At 60.2% G+C, this 16137-nt stretch carries 13 protein-coding genes; 3 read left to right on the top strand and 10 right to left on the bottom strand.

Translation table 11 applies throughout. From position 1 onward, the window contains the following. Positions 1-94: 94 nt before the first annotated feature. Together PM04_RS10700 and PM04_RS10705 are read right to left on the bottom strand one after the other, a co-directional pair. Positions 95-4051, bottom strand: a complete 3957-nt coding sequence (locus tag PM04_RS10700; protein ID WP_038006484.1) for an efflux RND transporter permease subunit — start codon at positions 4049-4051, stop codon at positions 95-97. Further along, positions 4048-5304 carry an efflux RND transporter periplasmic adaptor subunit gene (locus PM04_RS10705; RefSeq protein WP_038006485.1) on the bottom strand — a complete coding sequence of 419 codons (1257 nt, stop codon included), beginning with the start codon at positions 5302-5304 and terminating at the stop codon, positions 4048-4050. The genes PM04_RS10700 and PM04_RS10705 overlap by 4 nt, the downstream gene beginning before the upstream one ends. A 223-nt stretch (positions 5305-5527) precedes the next feature. Here PM04_RS10705 and PM04_RS10710 point away from each other — a divergent pair, with 223 nt between their 5' ends. The 3 genes from PM04_RS10710 to der all read left to right on the top strand — a co-directional run bounded on the left by PM04_RS10710 (position 5528) and on the right by der (position 9080). Continuing rightward, entirely contained in the window at positions 5528-6175 is a 648-nt protein-coding gene (locus tag PM04_RS10710) for a hypothetical protein (protein ID WP_038006685.1), read from the top strand. Between the two features lie 73 nt (positions 6176-6248). Beyond that, the gene (locus PM04_RS10715; protein ID WP_038006486.1) at positions 6249-7553 is read left to right on the top strand and encodes a PQQ-like beta-propeller repeat protein; all 1305 of its coding nucleotides are present in this window, start codon (positions 6249-6251) and stop codon (positions 7551-7553) included. Positions 7554-7607: 54 nt separating this feature from the next. Then, on the top strand, positions 7608-9080 hold the full coding sequence (der, locus tag PM04_RS10720; RefSeq protein ID WP_038006487.1) for a ribosome biogenesis GTPase Der: 1473 nt from the start codon (positions 7608-7610) through the stop codon (positions 9078-9080). Positions 9081-9715: 635 nt separating this feature from the next. Here der and grxD read toward each other — a convergent pair. From grxD to bmt, 8 genes are all read right to left on the bottom strand, one after another. Continuing rightward, entirely contained in the window at positions 9716-10078 is a 363-nt protein-coding gene (grxD, locus tag PM04_RS10725) for a Grx4 family monothiol glutaredoxin (protein WP_038006488.1), read from the bottom strand. Continuing rightward, positions 10078-10350, bottom strand: coding sequence for a hypothetical protein (locus tag PM04_RS10730; protein WP_038006489.1), 273 nt, complete (start codon positions 10348-10350; stop codon positions 10078-10080). The genes grxD and PM04_RS10730 overlap by 1 nt, the downstream gene beginning before the upstream one ends. Beyond that, complete coding sequence (locus PM04_RS10735; protein WP_038006490.1) at positions 10347-10583, bottom strand: BolA/IbaG family iron-sulfur metabolism protein; 237 nt, start codon at positions 10581-10583, stop codon at positions 10347-10349. Before PM04_RS10735 ends, PM04_RS10730 begins: the two co-directional genes overlap by 4 nt. Positions 10584-10782: 199 nt before the next feature. Further along, positions 10783-12942, bottom strand: a complete 2160-nt coding sequence (purL, locus tag PM04_RS10740) for a phosphoribosylformylglycinamidine synthase subunit PurL (RefSeq protein ID WP_038006491.1) — start codon at positions 12940-12942, stop codon at positions 10783-10785. A 75-nt stretch (positions 12943-13017) separates the two neighbouring features. Further along, positions 13018-13644: a DUF1638 domain-containing protein gene (locus tag PM04_RS10745; RefSeq protein WP_038006492.1), complete on the bottom strand. Its 627-nt coding sequence runs from the start codon at positions 13642-13644 to the stop codon at positions 13018-13020. Beyond that, positions 13635-14183, bottom strand: a complete 549-nt coding sequence (locus PM04_RS10750) for a thioredoxin family protein (protein WP_038006493.1) — start codon at positions 14181-14183, stop codon at positions 13635-13637. The genes PM04_RS10745 and PM04_RS10750 overlap by 10 nt, the downstream gene beginning before the upstream one ends. 6 nt (positions 14184-14189) lie before the next feature. Then, complete coding sequence (locus PM04_RS10755; protein ID WP_038006687.1) at positions 14190-14894, bottom strand: B12-binding domain-containing protein; 705 nt, start codon at positions 14892-14894, stop codon at positions 14190-14192. A gap of 146 nt (positions 14895-15040) precedes the next feature. Further along, positions 15041-16063 (bottom strand): betaine--homocysteine S-methyltransferase, encoded by a 1023-nt coding sequence (gene bmt, locus PM04_RS10760; protein WP_038006690.1) that lies wholly within the window; start codon positions 16061-16063, stop codon positions 15041-15043. Positions 16064-16137: the final 74 nt, after the last annotated feature.

Raw genomic sequence — 16137 nt, forward strand, 5'->3', positions numbered from 1 at the left:
ATCCGCCCAGTGGGCGCGCGCACCGCGCGCTCCAAGTGCTTTGATCTCATTGAAAAGGCCCCCAAGAGGTAAACTCTTGGGGGCCTTTGCGTCTTTATTCAGCGGCGCGTAGCGGTGAGGGTGGTGTTGGATCATCGGCCCCCTCGGCCTCTGGCTCTGTGCTTGGCTCGGGCTTTTCGGGGAGGGCCTCTGCAATGGTTTCGACCTCTGGCTCCTGCGGAGCCTCCTCAGTCGCGGCGTCCTCTGTCCAGATCATCTCTGGTAGGCCTCTGCGGCGGGCTGCGCGGCGTAGGGCGAAATCCTCAGCCGCTTGTGAACTGCGCCCAAGGCTAAGCCGCCCCAATAAACGCGCGAGCGCGAGCACGTAGTGCGTGGCCCAATACCGGATTGCCAGCATTGAGGGGGTAAAGATCAACGTCAGGACCGTTGCGATCCCGAGGCCGAACACCACCGCTGTTGCCAGCTGGATCCACCACAGGGCCGTCGGGCTTTGGAGCGAATATCCTCCGCCGATAAAGTCGAACGACAGGCCGAACATCATGGGTGCAAGGCCCGCCATCGTCGTGAGCGTCGTCAGCAGAACGGGGCGAATGCGTGCCTCTGCGGTGCGGGTGATCGCCTCAATCCGGGGCATGTAGCGCGCGTATTCTTGATAGGTGTCGATCAGCACAATGTTGTTGTTCACGACGATCCCCGCCAACGCGACGATCCCGGTCCCGGTCATGATGATCGAAAATGTCTGCCCCAAAAGCAGCATACCCCACAAAACACCCGCCGTAGACAAGACCACCGCAAGCAGGACCAAAACGGCGTTATAGACCGAGTTAAACTGCGCCAGCAGGATGATGAACATCAGGCCCAAAGCACCGATAAAGGCTTGGCTGAGGAAGGCTTGGCTTTCGGCTTGATCCTCTTGGTCGCCGGTCCATTCCCACGCGACAGTCGCGGCGAACGGATTGGTGTCGAGCCATTCGTTAAGGGTGGCGATCCGCTCATTCGGAGTGAGGGGAACATAAGTAACCTGTGACTTACCATCCGCAACGTCACGGCTGATTTGGTCCAGATTTGCGGTGCCGCGCAGCTCGGTGATGTTGTGATACGCCACGCTGTCCTGTGAGAGGCCCAGCAAGGCGCCGATCCCGGTGGCGCGGGTCACGAGTTGCAGGTTATACGGCTCACCCGCTGCGACCTGTTCGGGCGTCAATTCGGAGCCCAGCCCGAGCGGGGCGGTGCCATCCTCAAGCGGTGCGCCGTCTGCGTCCAAAGGCGTCAGATCATAGATCAGAACGCCAGTCACGGCATTTGCCTTCACGTCGAAATAACGTTTGCCGTCAAAGCGGTTGATCTCTGCCAAGCGCGGCACGGGTTGCCGAGTGATGAAGTTGGCAAGAGGCACCAAGCCGCCGGACGTGCGCACCTTGAGGCTATCGAGCGTCGAGAGGACGCGGTCTTTTTCTGGCAGGCGAACGCGGATCTCGATCTCTTCATCGGAGGAGGGGACCCGCATCGTATCGAGCAAGAGCCCCCGCGTGACCAATTGGACCATCGCGCCGACGGTCGCGACGTCTGCGCCAAAGCGGCCCGCCTTTTCGACGTCGACGGTGATTTCCCAGTCGATGCCGGGCAGGGGCAGGCTGTCTTCGATGTCGATGACGCCGGGGGTGGCGTTGAACTGGGCCAGCGTGCTTTGTGTGGCCGCTTGCAGGGCGATGGGATCATCCCCTGATAGCCGCAGGTGGATGGGCTTGCCGCTGGCGGGGCCACGGTCCTGTGCAATCAGGTCGGCCTTGATGCCCGGAATTGCACGCACGCGGGCCAGCAAATCCTCCGCGATTGTGTCACCGTCAAACGCGGGGTCCACGATGGTTTTGTTCACCGTGTAGCCGATCAGGGGAATGTCGAACCACGGGGCCGAAACGGTTGGACGATCTTCCCACGGGATCATCTCAATCGAGATTTGGCCGATGGTGTCGCGGGGCGGGGCGGAGCCGCCTGTGTTTTGGTTCAACCCGCCATCACCCGCGAAGGCAAAGGCCGATTGGATGCCTGAGGTTGCAAGCACCTCTGCCTCGGCGCGTTGCAGCAGACGGTCCTTTTCGTCGAGCGAAAGGTTCCCGCGGGCACGAACATAAACGATTGCGGCTTCGGTCTCGGATTCGACGAAGAACTCAACGCCGTTATTGTTTTTGCCAAAGTAGCTGAACGTCGAAACCACAAAGATGATCACAGCCATCACCGCAACAATTGGCATAACCGGGTTGCCGACAATAGCGTGCATCAGCGTGCCAAAGGGCGTGCGGCGATAGCCCTGCACCTTGCGCGCCTTGCGGGCAATCGTGACCGAGCCAAGCGCCGTCGACATCAGCATCGCAGAAGCCACGAACAACAGCGCGCCGGGCAGGGTTGCGAGGACGGCAGGTGTCTCGGGCGATATGCCAAGGATGTAGCCGGGGTTGATGGTTTGCAGCGCAAAGGTGAACATCAGCCAGCCCGCAAAGACCGTGAGGATCAGGCGCGCCCAATAGGGCAGGATAGCCCGCAGGACCGCTGAGCCGCGCTCAAAAATGCGGCTAAGGCGGGCTGAGACGCCCCCGATCACAGGCAAGTAAACCAGGGCCACCACAAGGCTCGCCGAGAGGACGAAGATCAGCGTGACGGGCAGCATCCCCATAAATTCGCCGGGAACACCGGGCCAAAATAGCATCGGCAGGAAGGCGCAAAGCGTTGTCGCCGTGGAGGAAACGACCGGCCAGAACATTCGCTTGGCCGCCTCGACAAAGGCCTGCATTGGGCCTTTGCCTTCTTGGATTTTCTTATCCGCGTATTCGACCACGACAATCGCGCCGTCCACAAGCATGCCGACGGCAAGGATCAGCCCGAACATCACGATGTTGGAAATCGCGATGCCCATGACCGCCAGAAGTGCAAAGCACAGCAGGAACGAGGTTGGGATCGCGAAGCCCACCAGCAAAGCGGACCGCGTGCCCAGTGACGCCAGCACCACGATCATTACCAGTGCGATGGCCGTCAGGACCGAGCCTTCGAGCTGGGAGATCATCGAGCGGACCGTGCGCGACTGGTCCAACGTGGCCGACACGCTGACCGCGCGTTGCAATTCGGTGGGCCATTGGGCGACTTCGGCGTCCACAACCGCGCGCACTTCGGCGGCGGTATCCATGATGTTGAACCCCTTGCGCTTGATCACTTGCAACGCAACCGTGGGCGCACCGTTGTAGCGCGCGGTGCTGATGGGGTCTTCGAACGTCAGGTTGATCTGCGCCAGATCACCGAGCGTTACGACACGGTCGCCGTTGGTTTTGACCGGCAGGTTGTAGACGTCTTCGGGGGCATCGAAGGAGGACGGAATTTTGACCGGGAACGCGCCTTGGTCGGTTTCTACCGCGCCCGCGGGCACCAGAAGGTTGTTGTTGGTTACGACGTTGATCAACTCACCAGCGGTGACGTTATAGGCCTCTAGGGCGAGGGGATCGATAATGACCTCCAGCATCTCATCGCGGTGACCGGCAAGCCCCACTTCGAGGACCGCGCCCATGCCTTCCAGTTCGGTCTGGAGGTCTTGGGCCAGCCGCAGCAGGGTGCGTTCGGGCACAGGACCCGAAAGACTGACGACCAGAATGGGGAACTCGGAGAAATTGATCTCAGAGATTTCGTATTGCTCACCACCCTCAGGGAATTCCGCCTCAGCTTGGTTCATCTTGTCGCGCACATCGGCGATGGTCGCGCTTTTGTCCCAGCCGAATTCGAACTCAAGGAAGATGCCTGCAAAACTCTCAGATGCGGTGGCGGTCATGCTTTGCAGGCCGTCTAGCTCTTTGAGCTTGGTTTCCATCGGTTTGACCAGCAGCTTTTCGCTGTCCGTGGCCGAGATGCCGGGGAACGGGACCGAGACGAAGACGCCCGGAATGTCGATGTCCGGCTCACCCTCTTTGGGCAGGCCCACATAGGCCAACGTGCCCGCCATGATCGACAGGATCACGAAGGCTATGACCATGCGGGCCCGTTCAGCGGCCCAATCGACGATGCCTGTCATTGGCTGAGTTCCTCAAAGCTGGGCACCACGGGTACGCCATCGGTCACGTATTCCTGACCGATCAGGATGACGTCTGCGGCCTCTGGCAGACCGCTAACCCATACGCCGTTGACTGTATCGCGGATGACGGTGACGGCGGCAAACTGTGCGCGGCGTTCGGCATCAATGATGCGCACGCCCAGAACGCCCCGGTCATCCAGCGTTAGCGAGGATGCGGGCAAAAGATGCGCGCGCATTCCGCCCCCGGTGATCACGATTTCGGCTGTTTGGCCGTCACGCAGGGACCAGTCGGGGTTGGGCACGGTGACTTCGACGCGGAAGGTGCGGGTGGTTTCATCCGCCGAGCGGGCCAGAAACGTAACGTTGCCGCGTAAATCCTCGCCGGAGGCCAGCTGCGCGCCGGCATTCGCGCCGACCTCAATGAGGCCAAGCTGCGTTTCGGGGACAAAGCCCACCAGTTTGATGGGGTCCAACTGGATGACGGTGGCGCAAGGGTCACCCGCCTGCAAAAGCGATCCCAACTCGGCGCTGTCGCTTTCCAACAGGCCAGAGAACGGCGCGCTGATGTCGAGTTTCCCCAGATCATCTTGAGCGCGGTCAACGGTGGCTTCGGCGGCACGGATACCCGCACCCGCACTTTCGAGGCCCGATTTCGCGGCACTCAGCGTGGCCTTGGCAGAGCTAAGCGCGGCTTCGGCGTTGGCCACGCGGGTGGCAGAGGCAAAGCCGCCCTCAGACAATTGGCTCGCTGCGACTTCGTTGATTTCGGCTTCATGGACGCGGGCTTCCGCTTCGGCCACGCGTGCGGCGGCTTCGGGGACGCGGGCGCGAGCTTCGGCCAAACGCGCCTCTGCTTCCGCTAATGTCGCGCCGCGGGTGCCGGGATCAAGGCGGCACAGCAATGTGCCCTGATCAACCCGGGCGCCCTTGCGCAGGGGTTCGGAGACAACCGTGCCACTTGTTTCGGCGCGCACGATAACATCGCGGGCCGCCTCGGTCTGACCGCGCAACAAAACAGCGTTTTCGATGTTTTGCGCGACAGAGGCGCGGGCCATCACGGCAATACCACCCGCTTCTGCGGTGCTTGAATTCGTCTGGGCGACCGTCTGCTGCGGTTGCGGTGCGGGCCCCTCAGGCGCGGCCTCTGCATCGGTATCCCGCCCGGCGAAATCAAACAGCACGTCCCGCTGGAGGACTGCAAAGAACAAAATAACGGTCACAAGAACGGCTGTAACCAGCGGAAAGAATTTCATTTAGGGCTCCAACGTAGGCGTTATGGCACGACCCGTGGGCTCAGGGTGCGGCTAAGCCTGCACTTTCTGAACCGGTCAGTTCAGGTTTATGCACTGTTGTCGTTTTTTGCAAGGTGTCGCGACGGATGCCTTTCGCCTTGGCATCCTTATGCCGGCTGGGCTAAATGCGAAGTGAGGATCGGGTGGCCCAAGGGGTCGTCTCGTGGCGTTTGGGGAGCAGATCATGTCCAATACAGACAGTTTTATCGAAGAAGTCACCGAAGAGGTGCGCCGCGACAAGCTGTTTGCGCTGATGCGTAAATGGGGCTGGCTTGCGGGATTGATCATTTTCGGCCTCGTTGGCGGGGCTGCCTATAATGAATGGAGCAAGGCGCGCGCCCAAGCGCAGGCGCAGGCCTTTGGTGATGCGGTTCTGGCCGGGCTGGCCGGGGATGCAAACCCAACCCTGCTAGAAGAATTGCCCACCGCCGACGCGAACCAAGAGCTGGTCAAGACCTTGCTGCTGGCCAGCACAGGGGCGGTGGATGGGGCTGACCGTGCTGAAACGGCTGCGGCTCTACAAACCTTGGCCGAGACGGACGGCCTGCCGCCGCTGTATCGCCAATTGGCACTGTTAAAGGCGCAGATGTCGGGCGGCACCGGTGACGGGGCACGGGACACGCGCATTCTTGAAGAATTGGCCACACCGGGCACGCCGTTCCGCCCGCTGGCGATCGAGCAACAGGCCTTGCGTCAGCTTGAGGCGGGCAATGCTTCTGGTGCGATCACATTGTTGCAACAACTGCTAGAAGAGCCGGGCGCGACAGACACCTTGCGCCGCCGTGCTTTGCAGGTGATTGTTGCACTTGGGAGCAACCCCACACCTGCATAACGCAGCATCGGGGGTCACACCCGGGGATGAAACCGCCGCGTGACGGCAAAGACGACGAACCGAGGGCACAGGCATGAAACACGTAGCGATCCTAGGGGTGGCCTTGGTGCTGATGTCGGCATGCTCACAGCGTGCGACGATCCTGCCGGGCACACGCGAACCGGTGCGGGCGGATACGGCCGTAGCGCTCAGCCAAGAGGCCCTTGCGCAGGCGCAGGCCATAACGCTCCCGGCTGCTCAAACCATTGATGCTTGGCCTGTTCGGACTGGCTCTGCGGCGGGCGTGATGCCCCATGCCGCGCTGGCAGCTGCGCCCAAACGCGTCTGGTCGGTTGGTATCGGCAAAGGCAATGGGCGCCGCACGCTTTTGACGGTTGATCCTGTCGCGGCGGATGGTCGGATTTTTGCGATGGATGCAGAAGGCGCGGTCACGGCCGTGTCTGAGGCCGGTGATGTGCTTTGGCGCGCTGATCTGACCCCCGCGTATGAGCGTGATGGCGATGCATCGGGCGGTGGGCTTGGGCTGCACGATGGGGTGCTCTACGCGACTACGGGATTTGGTAATTTTCACGCGCTGGACCCTGAGACAGGGGCTGAGCAATGGGTGCAACGTCTAGATGCGCCCCTGACCTCGCCCACGTTTGGTGGTGGGTTTGCCTATCTCGTCAGCCGCGATAGCCGGGCTTGGGCGATTGATCTGAGCGATGGTCGCATCCGCTGGGAACTGCCCGGCGCGCCGGTTGTTGCAACACTTGCAGGTGCGCCTGCACCCGCTTTGACGGATCGTTTGGTTATTTTTCCGCTTGGCTCGGGTGAGTTGATTGCCGCCCTGCGTCAGTCCGGCATCCGCGTTTGGGGTAACACCGTTGCGGGCAACCGCCGTGGCGTGGCCTATAGCAACCTGTCGGACATCGCGTCTGATCCCGTGGTCGCTGGCCGCACGCTGTACGCGGGCACGCCAGCGGGCCGCATGGTTTCGATGGATGCGTTCTCGGGCGCCCGCAACTGGACAGCGACCGAGGGCGCGCTGAGCCCGGCTCTGCCCGTAGCTGGTTCGGTCTATTTCGTGACCGACCGCAACCAACTCGTCCGCCTTGATGTCGAAACAGGCGCGCAAATCTGGGCTGCCGATCTGCCGTTCTTTGCGGCCAATCGCCTGAACCGCCGCAAAACCGTTTACGCCCATTTTGGGCCTATCCTTGCGGGCGGACAGGTGTGGCTGGCCGCAACGGACGGTGTTTTGCGCGGATTTGACCCCGAAACTGGGGCCCAGACCCACGAAAGCGACATTCCCGGTGGCGGCGCGTCCCGTCCGATTGTGATGAACGACACGCTCTATGTGATGGGTGGCCGCGGGACTTTGCACGCCTACCGTTGAGATCGCCGCAGGAGTGGGGTAAGGGCGGGGTCTTATTCCTGCAGTGAGTCCATCATGTCTCTGACCCTCGCCATTGTCGGCCGCCCCAATGTGGGTAAATCGACCCTGTTTAACCGCCTTGTGGGCAAACGTCTTGCGTTGGTCGATGACCAGCCGGGTGTGACCCGCGACCTGCGTGAAGGTGAGGCACGGCTCGGTGATCTGCGCTTTACCGTGATCGACACGGCGGGCCTAGAAGAGGCGACAGACGACAGCCTACAGGGGCGCATGCGCCGCCTGACGGAGCGCGCGGTTGAGATGGCCGATGTTGCGCTGTTCGTGATTGATGCCCGCGTGGGCGTTTCTCCTGCGGACGAAGTGTTTGCCGATATTCTGCGCCGCAAAGGGGGCACTGTTTTGCTGGCTGCCAACAAGGCGGAGGGCCGTGCCGCTGAGGCCGGTCTGCTAGAGGCATACGCGCTCGGCCTCGGGGAGCCGCTTGCCTTATCGGCTGAGCACGGTGAGGGGATGGCCGAGTTGGCCGGCATGCTGCGTCCGCTGATTGAGGCCGCCGAAGAAGCTGCCGAGGTTGATGAGACCGAGACAGATGTCGAGATTGATTGGGACATCGAAGACGGCGAAGAGCTGCCCGATTTCGCCCCAACCGTAAAGAAGCCATTAAAAATCACGGTTGTAGGGCGGCCGAACGCAGGCAAATCAACACTGATTAACAAAATCATCGGTGAAGAGCGTTTGCTGACCGGTCCTGAGGCGGGGATCACGCGTGACTCTATTGCGCTGCCTTTCGATTGGGACGGCGTCCCAATGCGGATTTTCGACACCGCCGGTATGCGCAAGCGCGCCAAGGTCGTGGAAAAGCTCGAAAAGCTTTCGGTGTCCGACGGGTTGCGTGCGGTCAAGTTCGCAGAGGTTGTTGTTGTTCTGCTGGATGCGGAAATTCCGTTTGAGCAGCAGGACTTGCGTATCGCCGATCTGGCCGAACGTGAGGGCCGTGCCGTTGTTGTGGCTGTGAACAAATGGGACATCGAGCCGAACAAACAAGAAAAGCTGCGCGATCTGAGAGAGCAGTTTGAGCGTCTCTTGCCACAGCTGCGGGGCGCGCCGCTTGTGACCGTATCGGCTAAGACTGGGCGTGGGTTAGACCGGCTGCAACAGGCCATCATGAAAGCCCATTCGGTTTGGAACCGCCGCGTCAGCACATCGCAATTGAACCGCTGGCTCACGGGCATGGTTGAGGCGCACCCGCCCCCCGCGCCACAGGGAAAACGTATTAAACTCCGCTACATGACCCAGGCAAAGACCCGTCCGCCGGGCTTTGTTGTGATGTGCTCGCACCCTGACAAAATGCCCGCAAGCTATACGCGTTACCTTGTTAACGGTTTGCGTGAGGATTTTGATATGCCCGGCACGCCTGTGCGGTTGTTCCTGCGGTCGCAGTCGGATGCTAACCCCTTCAAAGGCAAGACAAGATCGACGCCGTCCCGTTTGCGCAAGCACCTTGGCAAAGGCCGCGCGGACGAAAGATAGGGCTCTTTGGGGTCGGGCAGTTGAGTAACCTTGGTAAAGAAGAAAAATGCCCGACTTAGAGGTTCATTAAGCATGAGGGGCTAGGCCTGTGGCAGTGATTGACTGCTGCGACTGAGGAGCCCCCATGCGTGCCTTTTTACTACTTGGATGTATGTTTCTACTGGCGTGGCCTGTGCAGGGTGCGGCGTCTGTTATCCATCCTGACGTTGGTGCGAGTTGGCAGGTGCCTGACCCTGGCTCGGTTGCCGAAAAACGTGGTCGTGCGGAATTGGTCCGGAAGGGACGGGGGGCTGATGCCAAATCGGTTGCCCACCATTCAGTGAAGCACTACGCGCAGCGGCCTGCGGGCGTTGATCGTTTAGGCGCGGGGAAATGGGGGCTGGAAAAGGGGCTCATCTTTTCGGATAGCCACCGAAAAGGGATATCCCTGATCGGTCAGATCCAGCTCTTGCCACCACCCGACGGGCCGTATTCGGCACCATCGCCGTGGAATTTTGGTGTGGTTCGGGTGATTGCAGCAGCAGTTGTGAGCGTGTTGGGATTAACCACGATCGGACTTTTGGCCGCGCATAAACCCGTTAGGTATCGTCGCCGAAAACGCGGGCCATATACACGGCCCGCGCAGAGCCCATATGCTAGGCGTTGGCTTCGCGAATCTTATCCGCAGCCTCTTTGTTGAAGGTCACCCCGTTTTCTTCCAGCATGCTGTCCAATTCGCCCGACAGGGTCATCTCGGTGATGATATCACAACCGCCCACGAACTCACCTTTGACATAAAGCTGAGGGATGGTTGGCCAGTCGGAAAAGTCCTTGATCCCTTGGCGGATATCTTCGTCCGCAAGCACGTTCACATCGGTATATTCAAGGCCCATAAAGTTGAGCACACCGGCCACGCGGCTGGAAAAACCACACTGGGGCATGGACTTGGTCCCCTTCATGAACAGTACAACGTCACTGCTTTTGACCAGTTCTTCGATCTTGGTGTTGGTGTCAGACATCAGTCGTTCCTCTCATTTGGTCCGTCTTGGGACGCATCCTTTGGCACAAAGGCCTTTGCATATTCCTGCGGGTCTTTGGGGACCCGGATTGTCGTAGAATGGCCACCGCCACCGCCGCCCGAAGCATAGTTAACGTCGATTAAGGTGTCGCCACGGCCCGGATCGATCCCGCGCTTTGACTTGTGTTCGGTGCGCACGGCTTGAACGGCGCGGGCGGCCAGTAGGACCAGCACGAGCACGCTCATGCCTGCCAGAAGGCCGCCAAGTGTCATTCTGGCGCTTTTGTGGTTAACGCCAGAGCATGCAATTCCCCGGAGGGGCCGTCCATTTTACCTTTGAGCGCGACATAAACGGCGCGCTGCTGCTGCACGCGATTTTTGCCCTTGAAAGAGGCATCAACGACCATGGCGGCCATATGAACACCGTCATCGCCCTGCACTTCGATGGTCGCGTCGGGAAAACTCTCACGCAGGAGGCTTTCAATTTCATGGGCTTGCATTGGCATGTGCGGTCTCCGGATGTTGCCTGCCCTAGATGTAGATGGGCAAGCGCGGCCCCGCAAGGGGATGGGACGCGACTTCCGGGGCAGGTGGGGCCACATATGCATAAAAAATCGTGACCCCAATGCCGGGAAACGAATGAGTGGCCTGCAACTGCTGATGGATTAGGGCGCACCACCTAAAGGCGCGCCCGAGTATGCTGTGTTACGCGAAAGTAGCCGCGAACGTAGTGCGATACACCTCAGCGAGTTCGGCCAGCGGGACACTGGTGCCACCAAGGGTCACGTCGCTGCCCGCGAAGCGGCCAACGGTCGTGAGCGGAACGCCGGCTTTAGCTGCGGCAACCATCAAAGCTTCGGCCTTGTCGAAGGAGCAGGCGATCAAGTACCGAGCTTGGTCTTCGCCGAACAAGGTGGGGGTATCGCTCGCGTCCAGTGTCACGCCAACGCCGCTGGCTTCCGCCAACTCAAATGCCGCCATCGCGAGGCCGCCATCGGACAAATCGGTACACGCGTTGATGTTCTCCGCGTTGTCGAGGATGAACTGACCGTTGCGCGCCTCGGCCTCTAGGTCGACGTGGGGTGCATCGCCGTCTTCACGGTTAAAGACCTCAGCCAAAAGGGCGGATTGCCCCAGATGACCCGTCGTTTCACCGACCAAGATCGCCATGTGTCCTTCGCGGACATCACCGAGGATCGCATCGTCGAGCGAGTTGAGCAGACCCACGGCGCCAATCGTAGGCGTGGGCAAAATCCCTTGACCGTCGGTTTCATTATAAAGCGACACGTTGCCCGACACGATGGGCATGTCGAGCGCGGCGCAGGCGGCACCGATCCCTTTGATCGCGCCCACAAATTGGCCCATGATCTCGGGCTTTTCGGGATTGCCGAAGTTCAGGTTGTCAGTGCTTGCCAGAGGTTTGGCACCCTTTGACACAAGGTTGCGATAGGCTTCGGCGACGGCTTGTTTGCCGCCTTCTTCGGGGTTGGCTTTGACGTAGCGCGGCGTCACGTCAGAGGTGAATGCTAGCGCCTTGTCGGTGCCATGCACCCGGATTACGCCCGCGCCTGTGCCCGGAAGGCAGGCGCTGTCGGCCATGACCATCGTGTCGTATTGCTCAAATACCCAGTTGCGGGCGCAATAGTTGGGGGACGCCAAAAGCGCCTTGAGGCCATCAATTGGGTCGATCCCGGGCACATCCTCCAACGGTTCAGCGGCTGGTGTGGGCACCCAAGGGCGGTCGTATTCAGGGGCCGAGGACGCCAGCTTTGACAGCGGCAGATCAGCCTTTGTTTCACCGTTATGCATGATCAAGAAACGATCTTCGGCGATGGTTTCACCCACGATCGCAAAGTCGAGATCCCATTTGTCGAACACAGCCTTTGCCTGGGCCTCAAGCTCGGGCTTGAGGACCATGAGCATCCGCTCTTGGCTCTCGGAGAGCATCATTTCGTAGGCCGTCATTGCGTTTTCGCGGACGGGCACGCGCTCTAGGTCGAGGCGGACGCCAAGCCCGCCTTTATCGCCCATTTCCACGGCCGAGCAGGTCAGACCCGCAGCGCCCATATCTTGGATTGAGATAACCGCGCCGGTTGCCATCAACTCGAGCGTGGCTTCCATCAAGCGTTTTTCGGTGAAGGGGTCACCGACCTGAACCGTTGGTCGTTTTTCTTCGATCGTGTCGTCGAACTCAGCCGAGGCCATTGTCGCCCCGCCAACGCCGTCACGCCCGGTTTTCGCGCCCAAATATACCACGGGCATTCCAACGCCGGAGGCGGCCGAGTAAAAAATCTTGTCCGCATCCGCGAGGCCCGCGGCGAACGCGTTCACCAGGCAATTGCCGTTATAAGCTGCGTGGAACCGGACTTCGCCGCCAACGGTTGGCACGCCAAAGCAATTGCCGTAGCCGCCGACGCCTTCGACGACGCCGTGAACCAATTGGCGGGTCTTGTGGTGTGCAGGTTCGCCAAACGATAGCGCGTTCATCGCGGCAATCGGGCGGGCGCCCATTGTAAACACGTCCCGCAGGATGCCGCCAACGCCGGTCGCAGCACCTTGGTAGGGTTCAATGTAAGACGGGTGGTTGTGGCTTTCCATCTTGAAAACAACGGCTTGACCGTCGCCAATATCCACGATGCCAGCATTTTCACCGGGACCGCAAATGACTTGGGGACCCTCGGTAGGCAGGGTGCGCAGCCATTTCTTGGAGGATTTGTAGGAGCAATGCTCATTCCACATCGCCGAGAAAATACCCAGCTCTGTAAAGGTCGGCGCGCGGCCGATGATGTCCAGAATGCTGTCGTATTCGTCGGGCGTAAGGCCGTGGGCTGCGATCAGGTCTGGGGTGATGGCTGGCTCTTGCATGTCGGCTCCCGCGTCTGTGTGCGGGCCTTCTAAACCGGGCGTGGCCCGAGGGAAAGGGGCAAGCGCATCCAGCCTCTAAAGTGCGCGCAGAACAGGGTCCAAATCGCCATACCCGGTAAAGCGCCGCTCAAACCGCAGCCCAAGGCGGTCGGCACAGATTTGCGCCTTTTTTGTTAGCTCGGGATCGTCGGTTTGGGCCTGATATACGAGCGTTTCATAGTGGGCGAAGTACATATCACGCAACTCGGGGTGGCGATCGAGGCCAAGGGGCTTGGTCACAAAAGCGTCGAATTGGCGCACAAGGAAGTCCGTCAAGTAGAAGGCCGTGAACTCTTCGCGGGCGGCAAAAGCGGCGTTACCCTCAAAAAAGCTGTAGCAATGGGGGCCCTCGATCATCTCAACCCCAAGCTCGGCACAGGCCTTCTGCAGCATCCCGCCAGTGCCGCAATCCGCATAGACGACCAAGATCGTCTCATACCCGGCACGGTGTTTTTCCACGGCCGCGCGCACAGCATCGGGGATGCGGTCCGGTGTGTTGTGCAGGATTGCAGGCAGGCAGTGCAGATCCATGTGATCCCACCCGTTGGCATCGCGCAGGTCGATCAGCTCACGCGCCAAAGCCCCGCAGGCCAACAGCAGAATACGGCCCGCGCCCTTCGCGGTTAGCCCGTGATCGGTGAGTGCATCATCATCTAACGCCATTTGAGTGAACATCCCATTGAAGCGGTTTGATCCTGTGGCCCGGTGCCCGTATCCGCGATTTGGAGCATGGCATTGCGCAGTTCCGCACGGCGGGGGGCATTGGCCTTGTGTTCGCCGTCATCCAGCCGCCCTCGGTACTGCAACGCACCGCTGGCGTTAAAGCCAAAAAAATCGGGCGTGCAGACGGCCCCAAACGCGCGCGCAACCGATTGATCCGTATCCACGAGATAAGGAAAGTCGAAGCCATGCCTTTGGGCAAAAGTGGCCATCTTGTCCGGAGCATCTGCGGGGTAGGTGTCATAGTCGTTGGACATGATCGCCGCGACGCCCACGCCCTGTGCCTGAAGGGCATTTAGGTCCATCGCAAGCCGCTCTGCAAAGCGAATAACATAAGGGCAGTGATTGCAAATGAATGCGACCAATAAGCCGCCGGGGCCCATAAGGTCCCGGCTGTCATATATTTTTCCGCTTGGATCGCTGAGTGCGAAGCGCGGGGCGGGCCAGCCAAAGTCGCAGACAGGTGTATCTGCCAGCGCCATTGCGCCTTAGCCTGCGGCCATTTGGTTGTGCTTGCGCGCGACCCATTCTTTGGCCGTTTCGACGGCGACAGCCGCATCACGGCAGTAAGCGTCAGCACCGATGGCCTTGCCGAATTCCTCGTTCAAAGGCGCACCACCCACGAGGACGATATAGTCGTCGCGGATCTGCTTTTCGACCATCGTGTCGATGACGACCTTCATATAGGGCATCGTCGTGGTCAGCAGGGCGGACATGCCAAGGATGTCGGGCTTTTCGGCTTCGAGCGCCTCAAGGTAAGTCTCAACAGCGTTGTTGATGCCTAGATCGACAACCTCAAAACCCGCGCCTTCCATCATCATGGACACGAGGTTTTTGCCGATGTCGTGAATGTCACCTTTAACGGTGCCAATGACCATTTTGCCGACGCGGGGCGCGCCAGTTTCGGCCAGGAGTGGCTTGAGGATAAACATCCCACCCTTCATAGCATTCGCGGCCAGCAAAACCTCTGGCACAAACAAGATACCATCGCGGAAATCGTTTCCGACAACGGTCATGCCGCCCACCAAAGCCTCGGTCAGGATGCGGTAAGGGGCCCATCCGCGTTCCAGCAGAATTCCAACGGCTTCCTCAATCTCTTCCTTCAGGCCATCGTACAGGTCGTCGTACATCTGTTGGACGAGTTCATTGTCATCCAGTTCACTCAGGATGATGTCATCTTCTTGTTCAGACATGGCGCGGTCTCCCCCTAGCGCGATTGGGTCAGGTTCGGTGTGCCGGAGTGTCGCAGAAACGACGCTCTCGTTTGCGACATTGCCCGTTCTCGCACCGACGCTTTCGATCATTTTGATGTGTATTTTATGCTTTCCGTCACGCCAACTTAGGCGCGGCGGCGCCGGCGTGTGGTGCGCGGCTGGGGCGTTGTGTCTGCGTTGGTGCCGTCGCTTTCAGATGAAAACCCACCCAAGGCCTGCGCGATGGCGTCCATGTCGGGCGCGTCGCTTTTGGGCTGTGTTTCAAGTGCTTGGCGCATGGCGCGCAGGTGCTCGGGCATGGTCCCACAGCAGCCGCCAATGATGTGCGCGCCACTGTCGCGGGCCATTGTTGCATAGGTGGCCATCACCTCGGGCGTGCCGTCGTAGTGGATGTGCCCATCATGGTATTTGGGGATGCCTGCGTTGCCTTTGGCGATGATCGGCCGGGTCGTGCCGGTGGCCGCAAACCCTTGGACGGTGCGCAGCAAGTCCGATGCGCCAACCCCACAATTTGCACCGAACGCCACGGGCGGATGGTCCAGTTTTTCGACCATCGCTGCCATCGCGTTTGAGGTCATGCCCATCATTGTGCGTCCTGCGGTATCAAAGCTCATGGTGCCGCACCACGGCATACCGGCCAGTTTCGCGGCCTCGGCCGCAGCGGCGTATTCCTCGGGGGCCGAGATCGTCTCAACCCACAAAACGTCTGCGCCGCCTTCTTTCAGGCCCTCTGCCTGTTCATGGAACATCTCAACCGCATCCGCGTGGGTGAGGGGGCCGAGGGGGGCCATGATTTCGCCCGTTGGCCCCATTGAACCCGCAACGATTACTGTCCGCCCGGAGGCATCTGCGATGTCGCGGCCAATCTCAGCTGCGATGCGCGACAGTTCACGGGCGCGGTGGCCTGCGTCGTGCAATTTAAGCCGCGCTCGGTTGCCACCGAATGAGTTGGTCAAAAAGATATCCGAACCCGCATCGACCGCGCCGCGATAAAGCGTGCGGATATTTTCTGGGTGTGTTTCGTTCCACAACTCGGGCGCATCACCAGATTGCAGCCCCATGTTGAAAAGGTTCGTGCCGGTCGCACCATCCGCCAAAAGCCAGTCGCGTTCGGACAAAAGTGTGGTGAAGGCATTGCGGTCGGTCATGGGGGAGGGCTTTCTAAATACGTCGGCGTTGGCCGTGCCTGCCATGCACCACATCATGCATCAAGTGCATATTA

The organism is Thalassobacter sp. 16PALIMAR09, assembly GCF_000765485.1.
In the GTDB taxonomy this organism is placed as follows: Bacteria; Pseudomonadota; Alphaproteobacteria; order Rhodobacterales; family Rhodobacteraceae; genus Thalassobacter; species Thalassobacter stenotrophicus.

What these genes read in the sequence shown, in the direction of transcription:
- grxD (WP_038006488.1), bottom strand. Translation starts at nt 10,078, where the DNA reads ATGTCTGACACCAACACCAAGATCGAAGAACTGGTCAAAAGCAGTGAC.
- bmt (WP_038006690.1), bottom strand. Translation starts at nt 16,063, where the DNA reads ATGACCGACCGCAATGCCTTCACCACACTTTTGTCCGAACGCGACTGG.
- PM04_RS10755 (WP_038006687.1), bottom strand. Translation starts at nt 14,894, where the DNA reads ATGTCTGAACAAGAAGATGACATCATCCTGAGTGAACTGGATGACAAT.
- purL (WP_038006491.1), bottom strand. Translation starts at nt 12,942, where the DNA reads ATGCAAGAGCCAGCCATCACCCCAGACCTGATCGCAGCCCACGGCCTT.
- PM04_RS10730 (WP_038006489.1), bottom strand. Translation starts at nt 10,350, where the DNA reads ATGACACTTGGCGGCCTTCTGGCAGGCATGAGCGTGCTCGTGCTGGTC.
- PM04_RS10715 (WP_038006486.1), top strand. Translation starts at nt 6,249, where the DNA reads ATGAAACACGTAGCGATCCTAGGGGTGGCCTTGGTGCTGATGTCGGCA.
- PM04_RS10700 (WP_038006484.1), bottom strand. Translation starts at nt 4,051, where the DNA reads ATGACAGGCATCGTCGATTGGGCCGCTGAACGGGCCCGCATGGTCATA.
- PM04_RS10710 (WP_038006685.1), top strand. Translation starts at nt 5,528, where the DNA reads ATGTCCAATACAGACAGTTTTATCGAAGAAGTCACCGAAGAGGTGCGC.
- PM04_RS10705 (WP_038006485.1), bottom strand. Translation starts at nt 5,304, where the DNA reads ATGAAATTCTTTCCGCTGGTTACAGCCGTTCTTGTGACCGTTATTTTG.
- der (WP_038006487.1), top strand. Translation starts at nt 7,608, where the DNA reads ATGTCTCTGACCCTCGCCATTGTCGGCCGCCCCAATGTGGGTAAATCG.
- PM04_RS10735 (WP_038006490.1), bottom strand. Translation starts at nt 10,583, where the DNA reads ATGCCAATGCAAGCCCATGAAATTGAAAGCCTCCTGCGTGAGAGTTTT.
- PM04_RS10750 (WP_038006493.1), bottom strand. Translation starts at nt 14,183, where the DNA reads ATGGCGCTGGCAGATACACCTGTCTGCGACTTTGGCTGGCCCGCCCCG.
- PM04_RS10745 (WP_038006492.1), bottom strand. Translation starts at nt 13,644, where the DNA reads ATGGCGTTAGATGATGATGCACTCACCGATCACGGGCTAACCGCGAAG.